The following is a 17,615-nucleotide window of genomic DNA, read 5'->3' as shown; positions in this document are numbered from 1 at the left end:
TATTCGTCAACGAGCAGTTGCTGCAGCAAATACTGGTGTGAATAATGAGTTAGTTGTTGCAGCGTCACAGTCTGAGATTCAGAATGCTCTGAGTTCGATCGATCGAATTGCTCAGAACACGCAATTTGGGTCCAAGCCATTATTGAATGGAACAAACCCAGAATTGGAATTTCAGATTGGTGCTAACAAAGACAATACTCTCAAGCTGGCTTTGCCAAACATTACCACCGACAAATTGGGGGTTGGTAGTTCTGAGGATGGAGGTTCAAGTTTGGCAGAGGTTGACGTTCGTACTCCATCGGGTGCAGCATCTGCGATCAGCATTGTAGATAAAGCGATCAGTGAGATTGCTAGTTCACGTGGAGAGTTAGGTGCTTTACAGCGTTCGGCCCTGCAAAGCAACTTGGTTAGTCTTCGATTAGATGCAGAAAACTTGTCTGCCGCTGAATCGATAATACGCGATGCTGATGTGGCGATGGAACTTGCTGAATTCACACGCCTCCAAATCATGAATCAGTTCGCAGTCGCACAAGCCGCACAAGCGAACGTACTGCCCAGAAATCTATTGCATTTAGTTCAGTCACAGTCCTAGGGAAAGGCCTGGTTAGACAGGTATGTTCGCTGATACTATCGTCGCTATTGCCACACCACTGCAACCCAGTGGATTAGGCGTAATTCGTATCAGTGGTTCTACAGCAATCACTTCGGTAGAAACCATTTTTCAGCCAAGTCATGGTGGAACGGTTGCGGAATCACCGAATAGAAAGCTGAGACATGGTTGGCTGAATATAGAGGGACAACTAGTTGATGAAGCAATGCTGGGTGTCATGCGCGGGCCACATTCCTTCACTGCAGAAGATGTTGTTGAATTGCAGTGCCATGGCAGTCCTCAGATGCTCCAGATGGTGTTGCAGCAAATTCTGATGCTGGGTGTGCGACTGGCAGAACCCGGAGAGTTCACTCGCCGCGCATTTCTCAACGGACGACTGGACCTGACTCGTGTAGAAGCGATTGCTGACTTAATCCATGCAGACTCCCGAATGTCGGTCCTACTCGCCGCCCAACAGCTAAGAGGACGGCTATACGAGACCATTCAGCAACTACAGGAAGAACTCATCCAGATTGCTTCGTTGATTGAAGCTTGGATTGAATTCCCAGATGAGGACGAAGAATTCACTGGTCACACTGATTGTGAGTGCAGACTCCAGTCCTTACTCGGCAAATTGGAAGGACTGTTGCAGAAAGGTAAGCAAGGGCGTTTGCTGCGAAACGGTGTGCATGTAGTCCTCTGTGGTCGGCCAAACGTAGGCAAGTCTTCGCTGATGAATGCCTTGCTACGTGAAAATCGCTCGATCGTTACGGAAGTTCCAGGTACAACTAGAGATATAATTGAAGAGTCCTTAGAAATTCACCAAGTGGCTTTTCGGCTCAGCGATACTGCGGGAATACGCCGAACGGAAGATCTGGTAGAAAAGCAAGGGGTAGAGCGAACAAAAAAAGCTATTGAGCAAGCAGATCTTGTTTTGTTGCTACTCGACGGTTCCCAGGAGTTGCAGGCAGAAGATCAAGAACTATTAGCAGAAGTTGAAGACAAGCCTTCACTGATTGTGGCTACAAAAGCAGATCTGTGGGACCAAGAACTGCCGAAATGGAAAGATAGCATTCAATCTCGATGGATTCCATTTTCAGTCCATCAGGCAGGAAAACTAGAGGAACTGGAAGAAGCTCTCTACCACAACAGCATTTCAGAAAATGTTCCGCCTTTGGAAGAATCTTGGTTGACAAATCTGCGTCAACAGGCAGCAGCCGAAAAAGCATCGGAGAGTTTGGAAATAGCACAAAATCTTCTTCAGCAGCGTACAGGTGAAGAATTTGTTGCTGCTGAACTGCGGAGAGCCTTAAACGCACTTGGTGATATCGTTGGGCAAACGACAGCAGATGATTTGCTGAGTCGGGTTTTCGCGGAGTTCTGTATTGGCAAATGATAGGCTGCAGCACAGTGATGGAATGTTGTTGCTACAGAAAAAACGCGCACTGTTGCGGCGATGGGATGTGCTAGCGCAACAGCAGCTGGCGTTGTCACACCTTGATGATGCCTTACCGCTGCTAGAAGAAAAAGAAGATTGTCTTGAGGACCTGCAGCGTATCGACTCACTATTAGATGATTGGGATCAAAGTTTCCCAACTAAACTAGATGAAATTTTGGAGCCCCAGGGCTTACAGCGTTTGCTAGAAAAAATCAGTAGAGCTGAGCAAGAATTCGCAAGACGTGTTGCTCAAGAACGTAATGTGACAATTACTGAAATCAAAACCTTGCTCCAGCAATTGAGTTATGGTGCGGTAAAAAGCAATCGCCTACAACCGCGACGTCGCAAGACTATTTTCTAAGGATCATCCAATGCGGCTGACAGTCAATCATGTAGAGCATATTCTGGAACGTTGGCATCGTCTACGACGCGGCAATCATGTTCATTTTGGTTCCTCTGATCCAACTCGCTTGACCACCGAAGCACGCCGTGAAGCTCAGCAATACGTTGCAGCTAACTCAACCGTTGACACTGGAATCACTCCAAAAAATATTTTGGAGCGCATTAGCGACTTCCAGGTCCCAGACCCAGCCATTGATTATGCAGAACAGCGTCGAGCAGGACAGTTTTTAGACCCACCTTACATACCATCTATCAGTCCACCCGCCATCCCCAAGCTTCAAGATCGAGTTCGCAGACTTCAGGAACTACGAGAACGCAACGCGCAACGGCGTCAGCGGACTATTGAGGACCTCGCCTCGCGCTCTACTATTACCTTAACCACTGAGGTTGCAGCAGAGAATTTGGGCCATTCTGAATCAAAGCAATTACACTCAAATCAGATGGCCAACGGATTGGCTCGTCCTTTCCAGCAGCATGAGCAGCATGTAGAAGGCGTTGCTTCCCATTCCAAACTGTGAGATGCTTTGACGACAATCCATCTTCACACATGAGATCAATGTTTGGAGAATTCCATGTCGTCAGATGCTAGATTTCAATCCCTCCAAATCGCAGTATTGACTGTCAGCGACACTCGTACTGTAGCCAATGATACTTCCGGTGATTATCTCAGCGAACAACTACAGCAAGCTGGGCACCGGCTAATCGCTCGTAATTTGATTCCTGACGATATCTACCAACTCCGGGCGGTCGTTTCCCATTGGATTGCTGATCCAAGTGTTGAAATTATTTTGACTACGGGAGGGACAGGTTTGACGGGGCGAGATGGGACACCAGAAGCACTGGTTCCCCTCTTTGACAAAACCATTGAGGGTTTCGGTGAACTCTTCCGCTATCTCTCCTTTCAGGAAATTGACACATCCACCGTACAATCCCGGGCAGTTGCAGGAGTGGCGAACGGGACCTATCTTTTCTGCTTGCCGGGTTCAACAGGAGCTTGTCGACTAGGCTGGGAAAAAATTCTATGTTCTCAGTTAGACGCAAGTCACCGCCCCTGTAACTTTGCAGAGTTGATCCCACGCCTCAAGGAATGATACTTGCTGAAACTGCAAAGTCTTTCCCCAGAGTCACAGAGATTAGACTATGCTGACACTTTCAGAAGCCGCTGAACAACTTGGAATCAGTCGCGCTGCTCTAGATAATTGGATCAAGCGCCTTGAAATTGAAAAGAAAAAAGAAGGACGGATTGGGCTCACTGCCAAGGAGGTTGAGCAGATCCGAAAACAGCGGCGTAGCAACTCACGCCGACGTGACACCAATACAACTGCAACTAACAGTAGCGGGGTAGCCTTAACTTTTGTTGAACAAGAACTGAAAGAACTCAAACAGGTTCGTGAGCAGTTACAAGGTCTGAGTGAAGAACGCCTGCAATGGCAGAAAGAGCGTTTGCAGTATCTTGAGCGGGAAGCGTCCAGCCAAAAAGAACTACAAAGTTGGGAAGCGCGCTTTGTAGAAACACAGCGTCGTGCAGATTTGTTGCAGGAGCAACTAGATTCCAATAGTCGCGAAAAAACAGAACTGCTCAAACAAGCATATCAATTCCAGCAACTGCTCCTGCAGAAAGAGCGCTCACTACAGAGGATACTGGAAGAAAAACAGGAACTGCAGCAACGATTACACCTGCTAGAAGAACAGGCTATTTCAGAAACTTCCGAGGTAGAAACTCCGCCAGTTGCTGAGGAAACCTCTTCTGTGGAGCATGAAGAAGAACTTCTGATAGAAACAGAGTTTTCTACTTCATTCTCTATCGATGCAAGTGCAGCAGAGGAAGAGGAACTAGAAAGTCAGGAGGAAATAAATGATATTGAGGAAGTTCCTGGAAATTCTGTGGAACTCGAAGATGATGAAGCAGATTTGATGCTCTTCGATGAGTTGGAAGATGAAGAAGAAGTCTCTAATGAGTTTTCAGTAGAAGAAGAATCTATTGAAGTTGATATCTTCGAAGAGATGGCTCCAGCAGAAGCAGAGTCTACATTAGAAACACCCGTTGTAGATTCTGATGATGTAGAAGACGGATGGGATCAGGAAAAGAAGTGCCAGTTTTCAGAATTTGCGGACTTGCTTGACGAGTTGGAAGCTCAAGTTGCAAGACGCTACCTAGGGTTTGGAGAGGATCGCCAATCGTTGGAATCCATCGCATTTGCTCTGAGCATCCCTGTCTCAGAAGTACGTCAAGTAGCCGGTCGTGCTGTTCTAAAAATCCGTTCTTATCATTTGCAACTTCGCCAGTCTGGTCCTTCTATTGATGCCTGACGATTCTTCGTCGGGGCTCTTGCTTTTCCCCCCTCTTGCTGAAACACGTTCCCAATTAGAAAAACTGGCTGAGCTACTTCAGTGGAAGGATGCTCCCCAACTACGCCATTGGCAGGAGACCTTGCAGCATGCAGAAGCAAGGCTGCAGCAAGCAAGAGTCCGTATTGCTGTATTGGGCGCTGTCAAATCTGGTAAGTCCACGCTACTTAATGCCTTGTTGGGGGCAGATCGCCTCCGCCGTGGGGCTGGCATTCTCACTTCGATTGTCACTCGAATTCAGCCTGGAGAGATCAGTCGAGCACATTTGAGATTCAAATCCAAATCGTTACTTGATCGCCAATTTCAAGCTGCCCTAGCTTTCTTACAATCTTCAGATTCATCCCTACCTTCCTGCGAACTAGATCATGCCTCAGAACGTCAGTCTGTGCTTCACTGGCTGGATGAACAACTTGTTGCAGAAGACACATCTCATTTTGGTGAGGAACGCGCTTTCCTGCGAGCGTGCTTAGTCGGCTATTCTGCGGCTGTTGGCTACCTCAGTAATTCAACGCAGGTGCAAACTTGGTCTGGTAAAGAAAGTTATCAGCATCAAGCTTGGGTTGAGCAAGACGCTCGGGCGGTTTTTTTGGAAGATCTCCTGTTAGAAGAACCGGGTTGGACTTGGCAAGGTACTGAGATTGCGGATTGTCAAGGGAGTGATTCACCAAACCCCTTCCATTTTGTGCAGGTGCAGGAATATGCCTCACGTAGCAACCTGCTCATCTATGTAGTCAGTTCCAGAATTGGGATTCGTCAAGCAGATGTACGTCTCTTGCGTAACCTACATCAACTTGGCTTGGCGGATCAGATCATCTTTGTAATCAATTTAGATCTCAACGAGCATGAGGAACAAGCCGATGTAGATCGCATTACAGAGCAGATTCTGCGAGACCTGCGTCAATGTGGTTGGCAACAGCCTCACTATTTTACATTCTCAGCATTGCATTTGTTGTTGCAACGTAAGTTAGAACTTACAAATCGTGAACAAAAGCAACTCGAATTTTGGCAAGATCACCCTGTTTTTCAGATCAGTACAAGTGCTTGGAAAGTATTTCAGGAGGAACTGAAGCTGCGGTTGGTACATCATCAATCACAGACGCTACTAGTCGGAGAATGGAGTCATTGGCATAGATTGCATCGCCAAGTGTCCGAATTTGTTGAGCGGCTGCAGGCAACGCTTTCTACGGAGACCCTAGACTGGGAAGAATGGCAAAGCGAACTCCAGCATCGTCAGCGATATTTGCACTATCATGAACAAAATCTGCAGCATACTCTGAAGGGTGGAGAGAAACAGTGGAGGCAGCATATTGACTATGGTGTTCGGGCGTTGTTTGACCGCCAAGAAGGCAAGATTTGGAGCAGTTTGGATCGATTTCTCAGGCAAGTGGAACTGACACCACCAAAGGATAACTTCTCACCAAGCATACAAAGCATGCTCTGGGTGCAAGAAGTTCGAGAAAAACTGCTGCATTGGGTCGTGGATGAAATCAACGTGTCCCTGTTGCCAGAAATGGCAAGATTATGCAGTGAAATAACGATGCTGATTAATCAAGCCGTAGAACCGTTCTTTGAGGTTCTAGACGAACTACAACAAAGAGAGTACCAACTTCAGAGCAGATTGCGGAAGGATTCGTTATTATCTACTGAAAACCCTAAAGTCTACTGGCAATTTCCAGAGATTGAACCGATTTCATTTACGACTACGTTGGCGTTTCAAACTCCGGAGCAACTGCGTAGTTGGTTACTTTATGGTCGGAGCTGGGTTCGTTCTCTATGGCATAAGGAGCAAAATCTTCAGGCAGAGTTTCATCAGCAAAGCCAGCGTGAGTTAGAACGACAGTTGCGAGAGAACTTAAATTTTGATGTGTTGAATTATCAGGAAAATTTAAAATATCGATATCTTTGGTCTGGGACTCAACAACTGCTAGACACCATTTTGGTTTGTTGGCAAGAATCAGCTCGAGGTTGCCAAGCAGACCTGAGTGGTGTGCTAGAACAATTGGAGAGATTACGCTCTGAGCAAAAGCAACTAATGCCTTTGCTGGTGCAATGGCAGAGTAATTGGGAAAAACTCAACATCAGGTTGCTGCCCAAATAGCTTTGCTAGAAAAGAGTCAGTCCCAAAAATTTCAAAATCAATCGGATGAGGAGGCTTCACGGATGTTACGTTGTTTTTTTGATGTAGACGGAGTGGTGTTGGATTTTGAGAGTGCTTATCTACGGGTGATTAGTGCTTACTTTCAACTGGATCTCCCCGAAAATTTTCAAACTACCCGTTGGGATTTCAGCGAACTTCTGACGGAACAACAGCAACTCGAAGGTTGGGAGTATTTTGTCAACAGTAATGCCTTTCGAGAGTTGGAAAGTTTAGTCCCTGCACCTAGGTTTAACGAGGTTTTTGGGGCATATCCCGTGCATTTCGTGACCAACATTCCGCCTGAACATATGGACGCTCGACGCGAGAATCTAAGCCAAGTGGGATACCACTTTGAGTCAGTGCACCCAGGTGGATTTCTCTCATTCAATGAGCAACCACCACGTACAAAATCTCAGGTGATTGCTGATCTGGTTCAGGATGGAGAACAGATCCTATTCGTGGATGATCACCCACGGAACTGTGTTGATGTGAAAGAGAGCTTTCCCGAGGCTTGGGTTTGGTTGATGAGCCGACCGTTTAATCAGGATTTTGACCATCCAACGATTCAGCGGGCCAAGCACTGGGAACAAGTTTTAAAGTCCCTTCCTAAAGTCCCCTAAATCCTGACGGACAAATACGATGCTGTCTTCACTCTACCAAATGCTGCGGCAAGTTCTGGTATCCTTCACCTGCCTGATCGGTATGATGATTGGGTTAGCTTCTGCCCAGCAACAAGAGCAACAACAGCAGAACCAGCAGGCTCAACCTGGTAGTATGGGTGGCATCTATCGATTGAGTTTTTTTGAATTCGATGTGCTGACTTTCCGGGAAGGAAAAGATCATGTTTTCTACCAAATGACCGGATTCAGAGGATTTGATGGGGGAAGTGGAGCTCGGAATCTGTCGGTAGATTGGAACTACGAGAAGATGTTGTTAATGGGTGGAGACGTTGACGGTCATGAAAAAGTGGAAAGTGAGGTTGAACAAATTCTTCATAGCTTACCTCCCTTCTCAATCGAATATATTGTTCCTTTCCAACTTGGTTTCGCTGAATCTGCAGTTAGTGTAATGGGAGGCTATACCCAGACCTATCTAACGGATCAATCAGGGAAAAATCCACAGAAAGAAAACAATAGTGCGATTTATCCACTGATTCGACTGCGTTCCCACTACTATATTTTTGGAGGTTCTGTTTACTTGACTGGAATGCCAGAGCCAAGAAGTACTGATATTTTCTTTGGCATTGGATTGATGCGCATTGAGAGTACTCTCAGGGCAGGAATTCGAAAAACCGCTCTTCTTGGTGATCCAGTAATTTGGGGGGATACTTATGGCTTGGGAGGTGAAGCTGTTTCTGAATTGAGTGCTTCACAGGGAACAACATTTTTTCAGCGTGCTGGTCTAGCTGTGAATGGAGAAAATTATGGCTTCAATCTAGACTTTTTATTTACGGGGGAAGCAGAGGTAATTGATAATCCCTTCGCGGGTGGAATGGGTCCAATTCCTCAAGAAGATTTTGATGCTTTCTACATGTCAACAGAAGTGCCAGAACGTGTTCACTTACGTGGGGTGTTGATGAGAGCAGCGATCACCTACACCTTCTACTAGTAATTCTGGCTATCTGTACACTTACCTAACGAAGTGAACCTCGACCAGAATCGGCTGCGCAAACTTACATTTTCAGTGGAACAAGGTTCTCAGTGAGACCGATTATCCGTTGATGCAGAGAACAACGGATTCAAACTCAAATTTCTGTTCACTAGCTATATCAAAGCAATCAATCATTCCAATACCGACGGCATCAGAACTATCTCTTGTAATTGACTGAACAAAGCGTTGATCTCGGTCAGCGAGCCAAGTTGGGTGCATTTGTCCAGCAAATGAATGAGAACCTCCGTCAAGCACACCTTCTACTAACACTTCAAGCTCCACTCACTAATTGTTCTTCCAACATCGTCTCGTAAAATGCGTCACGCATCACGTTGATAATCAGTAGTTCGTTGCAGGTTTTGGCCTGCTCTTCCAGCACATCCAAGCCTTGTGATATCGTCAGTTGTTGACGCGTCAGGCTTTCCAGTTTGCCAACCATCTCTCGCAAAGTCAGTGACATCCTAACCTCCTTGTTCGGTTTACGTCAGGGACCCGGGAAATCGTGCATCTAAAGATCGAACCGCGGGCTTGTTTTCGATCATTTTTTCTACTTCCTGCAGAGGGTGTGCCAAAAATAGGAAATCTACTTGTGCTGAATTTTAGGCCAGTAAGTCGAGAAGTTAAAACTGGGAGAATGGCTGCCGACATGACAGTTCACACAGACTTGTCGGGCATCTAGTGGTGGGTGGTTCAGTGGATTCTTGATGTGTTCTTGGGCAGATCCATGACAGTTTTCACACTGAACATTAGCAAGTTGAGGTGTGAGTTGATTGCTGAGAAAGCCTCTCTTTTGGAACCCAACAACATGGCACTGCAAGCACTCAGGATCAAAGTCCTTACCCACTCTTGTCAGGGTGGCTAACGCACGGCTGTGTCGACTGGATTCCCAATTTTGATGAGCTTGAGTATGGCAGGTGGTACAAGCTGCAGCTCCAACAAATTGTGTTTCCTGTTGCAGTTGCTCCATCCGCTTTAATCCACTTAGGAATAATTGTTTGACCTCTTGATCATAGTTTGTGAACAGTGGGGTGAGGGGTTCCCAATTAGCAGTATCCAGACGGAGCCAGCGAATATCTAACTGATCACTTGAAGAGAAGCCATGATAGAGTCCCTGCCCTTTGGTGGGTATCATCTGCAAGGGCTGAACTGCTGTTGTAAATGTTGTGACCTGATTCAACTCATCATCGTTGGTGCTACCAACAAGAATTCGATCGAACCAATCGCTCTGCAGAAATCTATCTGCTTCTAAAGATGTACCTCGGAAGAGCAGCAATCGCTTGGTTCCTGGTTTGCTCTGGGATTGCCACTGTTGAATCAGTGCATCACTGACCGGAACAACGTTAGGTAGATCATTTTCGTTCTGGTAGAGCAAATTGGGTGTGACGTAGCCCCAGATCTCCCAACGCTCTCCACCAATGTCCAGACTGATGACCTGAGACCAAGGTAAATCGATAGCGTTGCTGAGCAAATAGGGCAAGGAAGTATCCCAGGTTACTTGACCATAGTTCCATTCGTGAGGTCCTGGAAGAATAGCAGCTGGTTTTAGTAGTTTCAGCGCCTGTTGAATCAAGTCTAATTTCAGCTTTCCCTGAGCAGAGGGCTCGGGAAAATTATTGCCCAAATCCAGATACAGCAAATCTGAGTGTTCTGAGCGCCAATTACTCAGTGCAGTCCCTCGACGCTGGAGTCCACCCATATCTCCTTCCTCTGCACAGCCACAAGGCTTGATCTCACCACGCAAATCGCCAGAGACCACTAGATAGGGTGCAGCATGTACCAGAGTTGCCCCAAGTAGAAAGGCTCCGAATAGACCAAGCAGGAAGCGGGTACCTCTAAGAGAAAGCGAAGAGACGCTGAGCATTTTCATTGGTTTCTTCTGCAAGTTGTTCAATGGGGATCTCTAGCCAGTCTGCGAGAAAGCTGGCTACAATGGGAATACGAGAAGGATCGTTGGGTTTGCCTCGATGGGGAATAGGGCTGAGAAAAGGAGAATCCGTTTCTAAAATCAGATGACTCAAGGGGACTTGCTTCAGAGTGTCTCGCAGCTCTTGGGCATTTCGAAAGGTGACGATGCCATTGACTCCCAGCAGCCAACCCATTTCTACCAACTGATGAGCCATCTTGGCAGAACTAGTGAAACTGTGAGCCACTCCACCTCGACTGGGAGGGTACTTGTGCAGAAGCTCCATGGTGTCATCTTCTGCTTCACGACTATGAAGGACAATCGGAAGTTGCAGTTCTTCAGCAAGCTGTAATTGGGCGGTAAAGGCAGCTTGTTGAACCTCTTTCTCTGCATACATGTAGTGGTAATCGAGGCCAGTTTCTCCGACAGCAACAATTTCTGTCCGATTGGCTAGGCCACGAATTTGCTCTGCTATAGTATCATTGTATTGACCGGCATCATGCGGGTGGATGCCCAGAGCTCCATAGACCTCCTCATGATTTGCTGCTGTCTCAGCCACAAAGCTGATTGATTCTGAATCTACTGAGATCGTCAACAATTTGTTCACTTGGGCGGCCTTAGCTTGTGTAAGGGCGTCTGGTAAAGAAAGTGCGAGCTTGTCCAGGTGGCAATGGGTATCGATAAAACTTGTCATCACAGGGAAGATCACTAGGATGGAAATTTTTAGTCAAATAGGCTTCCCACGTTACAAAGATCATCTTCACATGGTCAATGCAAAACAGACCACAATCTTCAGTGTCATCTTGATGCTGGGTACCAGCGGCTGCTATCAAACTCATCTCTATTTGGAAGCTAGTGAGCAACCTCCTGAGCCCGATGCCGTGGTAAGCCAGATCAGTACCTTGTTTGCGACGACCGAATTGGAAGAAGCGCGTGCCCTGCGCACTGTCTGTCCGGGTGGAGTCTCCCAGACGGAAGTGAAACAGACAGCCGCAGATGGAGCCTTTCACTATCTGACGCTCGGGATGTATAGTCCCCAGACGGTTCGAGTTTGGTGCCAGCGACCGCGCTGAGTGCACTCTTGCCGTGTCAGCTTGGTATCCTTGACCTGCCTTAGGACTCCCTCCATCACCAAAAGTGAATCGTTCAGGAGATCGGAATGCCACCCCAAGCTCCAACGCAAGAACTCTGTGATCGACTCGGCTATCAGTTCAGCAGACCTGAACTGCTGAAGCAGGCACTAACTCATAAATCTTGTGTTCACGATGGCAACGCCAGGAGTCCTCAACAGAACAATGAACGCTTTGAATTTTTGGGAGATGCGGTACTAGATCTGCTGATAAGTGAATTGCTGATGGATCGATTCCCAGAGTTGTCGGAAGGTGGTCTTTCGAAATTGCGTGCTTCTCTGGTGAACGAGAGTGGGTTACGCCGGATTGCAAACTCGCTGGAGCTCGGCCAGTTTCTACTGATGGGCAAAGGTGAAGAAATGACGGGCGGGCGTGAGAAAGCATCACTGTTGGCAGATGCCGTCGAAGCACTTTTTGCTGCGATCTATTTGGATAGCCGAGAAAAGCAGGGACTGCAAGAGGTGACGCGAATCGTCTACAAACTCTTCAGCAGTGTGTTGCCGGGTCGGGTCGAAGATGTCGCTGTGAGGGATTTTAAGTCAGAATTACAGGAATATGTCCAGAAGCACTTTGGTGTACTGGTTACTTATGAGTTGATGCACCAGACCGGACCTGATCATCAGAAAGAGTTCGAGATGGCAGCCTTGGTAGAACAGAAAGTATATGGTCGTGGAACAGGTAAAAGCAAAAAACAAGCGGGTCAGCGAGCGGCCCAGCAAGCTCTCGAAACCCTCGTTGACCAAGCGTCCTCCGCAAGCTAGAAGCATGACAAGTCTTCCTCTAGTAGTTGAGAATGCTGCGGTTAGAATTCAGAAAGTGATGGCCCAGGCTGGTATCGCTTCCAGACGAGCTGCAGAGAAGATGATTCTTGAGGGCATAGTTAGCCTCAACGGTCAAACAGTCACGGAGTTGGGTCAACGAATGGTCCCAGGTCGGGACCATTTGGTGGTTGACGGAAAGAAGGTTCGGCTTCCAGAAGTCGGACAGCGCAAGGTGTACGCACTCTACAAGCCCAAGAATTGCATCACATCTCTGAGCGATCCGGAAGGTCGGCGAACGATCGTTGATTACTTCCCCCGCAAGTCGCAGCGCCTTTTCCCGGTGGGTCGTCTGGATTACGACGCAGAAGGATTGCTGCTACTTACAAACGATGGTGAATTTGCTCACCGCATTATGCATCCGCGCTTCAAGATCGCTAAGAGTTACTTCGTGAAAGTACGCGGTCTGATCCAGGTTTCAGATATGGAACCATTGCGTCGCGGACCTGTGATTGATGGACGCTCTCACATGCCAGTCCAGAGCAAAATTCTTCATCAGCGTAATGGCAAAACCTGGCTGGAAGTGATTCTTCACGAAGGCACAAACCAGCAAATTAAGAAAATGTTCCTTGGATTGGGCTATCCGGTGCTCAAGATTAAGCGCTTTCGGATTGGCAGTATTGATCTGGGGACCTTACGACCTGGAGAACATCGGATTCTCTCCAAGGAAGAACGCCAGCAACTGCTCGATCTTGCTGGTAATCCTAGTTAGTGAATCACACAATTCGCCTCTTCCCTATCTTGATTGTAAACTGACGTGGCAAAAAAGAAGGAACTTTACAAATTAGCAGTTGTTGATGACCGGTTGCTGTTGCGTGTTCCACCACAGCTGGTTGGGGCTGAAGTCGCCAATTTGGACGATATCCAGCGTGAGTTGCACGTTATGGATGTGCCCTATCTACCGGAACGCCTACTAGAAATTTACGAACGGAGCACAGGGAACTTCGAGGAACTCAGTGACCTGACAAGTGGCAAATTTTTGATGCAGGTGGAAATCAGTCATGATGAGCAGAGCGCATTTCTAAATTTGATTCCACCAGCTGCGGACGATGCAACTGTCATGATTGAGGAGGTCGAGCATTTTCTAGAGCAGCATGACGTAGTGCAAGGCCTCAATACGACATCTGTACAGAAGATGATTGATGAGCAGAGCTACTATGATTTCATCTGTGTAGCTCAGGGTGGCCGAGCTCGCAACGGTACAAACGGAACCCCAGAACTGACTTTCATGGATCGCTCAGGTTATGATGATCTTTCGGGGATTGATCTGCGTACCGTGCCGATGATGCAGAAGGTTGAGGCTGGACAAGTCCTGGCACGCGTATACGCACCGACCGATGGTGATGATGGATACTCTGTCAAGGGACGGGCGATCAGTGCCGTTCCAGGACGTATCTGCCAATTGGTGCCTGGACAGAATGCACGCTATGGTACGGCACGTAACGAAATTGTGGCTGATAAGGATGGAGTGGTCTGCTACCACAATGGTGCCCTCCATGTTCATGACCTCAAGACAGTCGACAATATCCATGCGGGTGTTGTTCGATTTGACGGGGTCTTGCAGGTCAAGGGTAACATTGGAGACAGTTGCCGCGTGGAAGCCTTCCGTATTGAGGTCAGTGGCTCCATTGGACAGTCGGTGGTGCGGGCGACCAGTGACATACATGTACAGCAGAATGTTTTGAAAGGAACGATTCAAGCGGGAGGTTCCTTTAGTGCTAATGAGTTGATGGAGGCTACTGTCACAGCTGGAGAGCACCTGTTTGTGCTGGGGAATATCACGGATTCGACTGTAAGTGGTGGAGAGTGTGTGCGCATCCTGAACAAGGACGGAGACGTTGCTGGAAGTAAGATTGAAGGGGGATACGTGGTCTTGGTTCCAAGTGTTGGAGCTCAGGAAGGAGCTAAGAAATCAACCTTGGAGGTTGGCATTTCACTGAGTGAGCGGAAGCGGATCCGAGAACGTGAAGATGAACTCAAATCACTGGTTGCGGACTTCAGTAAAGAACGTGAAGAAGTGGATTCGATCGTGCGTCGTTGGGGTAAAGGGAAGCCTACTGGAAATGATGAGAAAGACCTGGCTCCTCTTGGAGAGGAAATAGCCCAAAAGGTGAGCAAGACTCATCGCTACATGCGAGAGATCAGAGGCTTCAAGCGGATTAGCGATATCAGTGAGCAAATGGATGGAGGTGCAGTCATTCTGACAGGCAAAGCTATCGCTGGAACATCAATCTTTGTACGCCGAACAAGATTCAATCTGGTTAGTGATGCAGAAGGGATGGCCTATCAGTTTTCTCAGAATGGCGTGCAGACACGGCCCTACGAACCAGTTCTGGAACTTTACCAGAAGTACTTGATCGACTTGCCGGAGGAGTGAGCCATGGCGGATATCAACCGAGATGAAATTGAACGCCGAATCCGTCGTCGGGAACCCCTGCGTGATCTGAACCTGAGTAGCCTAAAGCTGGATGGGATGTCTCTGGCAGGTGGTGTGTTTCGACGATGCCGCTTCAACGACACCACTTTTTTGAGCACTGTACTAGACGCAGTTCGTTTTGAGGCTTGTATCCTCGGTGGTTGCGATATGCGTGGGGCGAGCATGCGTGAAGCTGCGCTGGAGAACTGCGATCTGGACGGTACCAATCTTCAGAATTCCAGTTTGGGTGAGACAAGTTTCCGTTCCTCATCACTGGTGCGTACCGACTTCAGCGGCGCCAGGATGGAACGAGTGATTCTGATTGAGGTGAATGCTGAGTTAGCGAGCTTTTCCCAAGCTCGGCTGAACGGAGCCTATCTGATGCGGGGCAAGTTCCTACTCTGTGACTTCTCATTGGTGGAAGCCGAAGGACTGATGGCTACCAAGGCAGACTTCACGGGTTCCTTAATGACAGCGGCATCTTTGGAGCAGGCAGTGCTTGCTAATTCCTCATTCAGCTTCTGTGATCTAACAGTCGTCTCAGCCAATAGAGCGATGCTCAAGGGTAGCAATTTCTACAAGGCAAAGCTGTTTCAAGCACAATTCAACGAAGCCAATCTGGAAGATGCGTTGATCTGCGATGTGAATGGTAAGGAAGCAGTATTTACGAATGCTAAGCTCAACAAAGCCAGCTTTCTGCAATCAGATTTGCAGGGCAGTAACTTGACTGGTGCCGAGACGCAGGGGACTCTGATGAAGGGAGCCAACCTGGAGGGAGTGACTCAATGAAACGGTTGCTAGGATGGCTGGCGCTCACCCTTCTTTGCATTGGTACGGCTCATGCGGAGTATCGGGCCTACGAACTAGAGATTTTTGATCGTATCAATGATCGTTCTCGGGTTATCATTACTTCGTTTTCACCAAGTGATTTTATTCAGGTTAATGGAGGTCCCCAGCGGATTGGCGTGATCATTCGGGCTTCTTGGATCTGTTATGGAGATACCTCCAATAGAGAGACAGTTTGTCCAATGCCCAAACCGATCAATCCTCGCTTTCAAGAAGGAGAGCGTGTACAGATCAATCTTCCCAAACACTTGACGCATGATTGGGTTGGATTAGTTGAAAATAGCTTCTTTCGACCAGAATTGCGCAGCAACGTCTATGGCATCCGCTTTCCGGAGAAAGCTGGGCTATACACTCGTTACTACGAATCCAATCTTCAAAAAGCTCCTTAAAACTCTTTCCTAAAACAAACCATGAAAGCCGACTTGCTGGCAGCCAGCCTTATGACCGCAATCAAGACGCCTTACTGTTCTGATGGATCAATCAACCTAGCAACCTATGACTTTCTGCTGCAGGAACAGATCAAACGCGGTGTTGAGGGAATTGTAGTTGGTGGTACTACTGGAGAAGGCCACTTGATGCATTGGGAAGAGCAACTGATGTTGATTGCTCACACCGTTCATTTTTTTGGAGATCAGCTGAAGGTGATTGGCAATACCGGAAGCAACAACACGCGGGAAGCACTCAAGGCCACTGAATACGGCTTTGCTTCAGGGATGCACGCCTCACTGCAGATCAATCCCTATTACGGCAAGACCAACCCAACAGGGCTGAAAGAGCACTTTCAGCGGGTGTTGGAATTGGGCCCCGCCATCATCTACAATGTACCCTCTCGCACTGGACAAGACCTGCCTCCAGAACTGATTCATGAATTGGCTAAACATTCGAACCTGTTGGGTGTTAAGGAATGCGCAGGGAATGACCGAATTGCAGCCTATGAAAAAGAAGGAATCGCTTGCTGGTCAGGTAATGACGATCAGGCATGGGAAGCTCGACACCGTTGTGGTGGACATGGTGTGATTTCTGTCACCGCCAACGTAGTGCCTGGCTTGATGCGCCGCTTGATGGATGAGCCAGACTCAACCCTGGCTGACCGATTGGAACCCTTGATGAACTGGCTGTTTGTCCATCCTAATCCGATCGGAGTCAACACGGCTCTGGCAATGACTGGTGCTACCAAACCGGTCTTTCGACTACCTTATGTCCCGTTGGACACCAAACTCCGCCAGACTGGAATGGATTTGCTGCAGCAGTTTGAGTCTGGTGATTTGGTTGGTCCCTCCCTCGAATTACTGCGTGACGAAGACTTCCAACTTGTCGCCTGAGTCCCCTAGAACTTACTAGTACGAGCTAACTCGTCACGAGAAAGTAGGATGCGCCACAAAGCCCGTGAGATCGCCCTGCAAGGCCTTTATCAGCTGGAAATCCACAAGACCACAGAACTAGATCTAATTGATGCCTTCCTCGCCAGAACTCGTCAGGATGAATGGGAACACTTCCGTAGTCGTCTCAAGGAAGACAAGTCCGCGACGGAACAAATGGATGCGAAGCACCAGGAGTTCGGCAAGAAGCTACAGGAAACTCTTGAATTCGCTCGTAACCTGATACAGGGTACCTCCCTCCATCGCAAGAAACTGGATCGTGTGATCAAGCACAATCTAGAGAGCTGGAAATTAGGCCGTCTCTCTGTGCTGACTCGTAACGTCCTTCGACTGGCAGTGTACGAGATGCTTTTTCAGGCGAACGAAGTGCCACACCGGGTTGTGATCAATGAGGCATTGGAATTGACAGACTCTTTCATTGATGAAAAGACTAAGAGCTTTGTTAACAGTGTTCTCCAGAAAGTCTACGATCGGCAGCGCCAGCCTCAGGTTGACTCTACTCAAACACCTCCCATAGAAACCACACTGGAATCCGCAGAACCAAACTCCTGAACTCTG

General features: G+C 47.9%; 21 protein-coding genes. 17 read left to right on the top strand and 4 right to left on the bottom strand.

Annotated features, from left to right (window positions below; genetic code table 11):
* From P8O70_21595 to P8O70_21555, 9 genes are all read left to right on the top strand, one after another.
* A partial coding sequence (locus tag P8O70_21595) for a flagellin (protein ID MDG2199436.1) occupies positions 1-592 on the top strand: 592 nt, incomplete at its 5' end.
* Between the two features lie 22 nt (positions 593-614).
* A complete protein-coding gene (gene mnmE / locus P8O70_21590) occupies positions 615-1,985 on the top strand; it encodes a tRNA uridine-5-carboxymethylaminomethyl(34) synthesis GTPase MnmE (GenBank protein MDG2199435.1) in 1,371 nt (456 codons plus the stop codon).
* Positions 1,975-2,388 carry a hypothetical protein gene (locus P8O70_21585; GenBank protein ID MDG2199434.1) on the top strand — a complete coding sequence of 138 codons (414 nt, stop codon included), beginning with the start codon at positions 1,975-1,977 and terminating at the stop codon, positions 2,386-2,388. The genes mnmE and P8O70_21585 overlap by 11 nt, the downstream gene beginning before the upstream one ends.
* Before the next feature lie 10 nt (positions 2,389-2,398).
* Positions 2,399-2,947 (top strand): hypothetical protein, encoded by a 549-nt coding sequence (locus P8O70_21580; protein MDG2199433.1) that lies wholly within the window; start codon positions 2,399-2,401, stop codon positions 2,945-2,947.
* 54 nt (positions 2,948-3,001) lie between these two features.
* Positions 3,002-3,520: a molybdenum cofactor biosynthesis protein B gene (gene moaB, locus P8O70_21575; GenBank protein ID MDG2199432.1), complete on the top strand. Its 519-nt coding sequence runs from the start codon at positions 3,002-3,004 to the stop codon at positions 3,518-3,520.
* Positions 3,521-3,569: 49 nt separating this feature from the next.
* Entirely contained in the window at positions 3,570-4,739 is a 1,170-nt protein-coding gene (locus tag P8O70_21570) for a hypothetical protein (GenBank protein ID MDG2199431.1), read from the top strand.
* Positions 4,732-6,876: a dynamin family protein gene (locus tag P8O70_21565; GenBank protein MDG2199430.1), complete on the top strand. Its 2,145-nt coding sequence runs from the start codon at positions 4,732-4,734 to the stop codon at positions 6,874-6,876. The genes P8O70_21570 and P8O70_21565 overlap by 8 nt, the downstream gene beginning before the upstream one ends.
* Entirely contained in the window at positions 6,840-7,535 is a 696-nt protein-coding gene (locus P8O70_21560) for a hypothetical protein (GenBank protein ID MDG2199429.1), read from the top strand. Before P8O70_21565 ends, P8O70_21560 begins: the two co-directional genes overlap by 37 nt.
* A 19-nt stretch (positions 7,536-7,554) precedes the next feature.
* Positions 7,555-8,523: a hypothetical protein gene (locus P8O70_21555; protein MDG2199428.1), complete on the top strand. Its 969-nt coding sequence runs from the start codon at positions 7,555-7,557 to the stop codon at positions 8,521-8,523.
* 102 nt (positions 8,524-8,625) lie between these two features.
* Here the strand turns inward: P8O70_21555 and P8O70_21550 are convergent, their stop codons facing one another.
* From P8O70_21550 to P8O70_21535, 4 genes are all read right to left on the bottom strand, one after another.
* Positions 8,626-8,835, bottom strand: a complete 210-nt coding sequence (locus P8O70_21550; protein MDG2199427.1) for a hypothetical protein — start codon at positions 8,833-8,835, stop codon at positions 8,626-8,628.
* Between the two features lies 1 nt (position 8,836).
* Entirely contained in the window at positions 8,837-9,025 is a 189-nt protein-coding gene (locus P8O70_21545; GenBank protein MDG2199426.1) for a hypothetical protein, read from the bottom strand.
* A gap of 123 nt (positions 9,026-9,148) precedes the next feature.
* Positions 9,149-10,432 carry a multiheme c-type cytochrome gene (locus P8O70_21540; GenBank protein MDG2199425.1) on the bottom strand — a complete coding sequence of 428 codons (1,284 nt, stop codon included), beginning with the start codon at positions 10,430-10,432 and terminating at the stop codon, positions 9,149-9,151.
* Complete coding sequence (locus P8O70_21535) at positions 10,398-11,162, bottom strand: TatD family hydrolase (protein MDG2199424.1); 765 nt, start codon at positions 11,160-11,162, stop codon at positions 10,398-10,400. Before P8O70_21535 ends, P8O70_21540 begins: the two co-directional genes overlap by 35 nt.
* Before the next feature lie 19 nt (positions 11,163-11,181).
* Here P8O70_21535 and P8O70_21530 point away from each other — a divergent pair, with 19 nt between their 5' ends.
* The 8 genes from P8O70_21530 to nusB all read left to right on the top strand — a co-directional run bounded on the left by P8O70_21530 (position 11,182) and on the right by nusB (position 17,609).
* A complete protein-coding gene (locus P8O70_21530; protein MDG2199423.1) occupies positions 11,182-11,541 on the top strand; it encodes a hypothetical protein in 360 nt (119 codons plus the stop codon).
* Positions 11,542-11,627: 86 nt separating this feature from the next.
* Positions 11,628-12,359 carry a ribonuclease III gene (gene rnc, locus P8O70_21525; protein MDG2199422.1) on the top strand — a complete coding sequence of 244 codons (732 nt, stop codon included), beginning with the start codon at positions 11,628-11,630 and terminating at the stop codon, positions 12,357-12,359.
* Between the two features lie 4 nt (positions 12,360-12,363).
* Entirely contained in the window at positions 12,364-13,128 is a 765-nt protein-coding gene (locus P8O70_21520; GenBank protein ID MDG2199421.1) for a pseudouridine synthase, read from the top strand.
* 45 nt (positions 13,129-13,173) lie between these two features.
* Entirely contained in the window at positions 13,174-14,793 is a 1,620-nt protein-coding gene (locus tag P8O70_21515; GenBank protein ID MDG2199420.1) for a FapA family protein, read from the top strand.
* A gap of 3 nt (positions 14,794-14,796) precedes the next feature.
* Positions 14,797-15,621 (top strand): pentapeptide repeat-containing protein, encoded by an 825-nt coding sequence (locus tag P8O70_21510; protein ID MDG2199419.1) that lies wholly within the window; start codon positions 14,797-14,799, stop codon positions 15,619-15,621.
* Complete coding sequence (locus tag P8O70_21505; protein MDG2199418.1) at positions 15,618-16,067, top strand: hypothetical protein; 450 nt, start codon at positions 15,618-15,620, stop codon at positions 16,065-16,067. The genes P8O70_21510 and P8O70_21505 overlap by 4 nt, the downstream gene beginning before the upstream one ends.
* Positions 16,068-16,088: 21 nt before the next feature.
* A complete protein-coding gene (gene dapA / locus P8O70_21500; protein MDG2199417.1) occupies positions 16,089-17,000 on the top strand; it encodes a 4-hydroxy-tetrahydrodipicolinate synthase in 912 nt (303 codons plus the stop codon).
* 48 nt (positions 17,001-17,048) lie between these two features.
* Positions 17,049-17,609, top strand: a complete 561-nt coding sequence (gene nusB, locus P8O70_21495; GenBank protein MDG2199416.1) for a transcription antitermination factor NusB — start codon at positions 17,049-17,051, stop codon at positions 17,607-17,609.
* The last annotated feature ends 6 nt before the right edge of the window (positions 17,610-17,615 follow it).

Source organism: SAR324 cluster bacterium (assembly GCA_029245725.1).
Lineage (GTDB): Bacteria > SAR324 > SAR324 > SAR324 > NAC60-12 > JCVI-SCAAA005.
The sequence above is the reverse complement of the archived record's forward strand: the minus strand, read 5'-3'. Positions and strand labels throughout refer to the sequence as shown.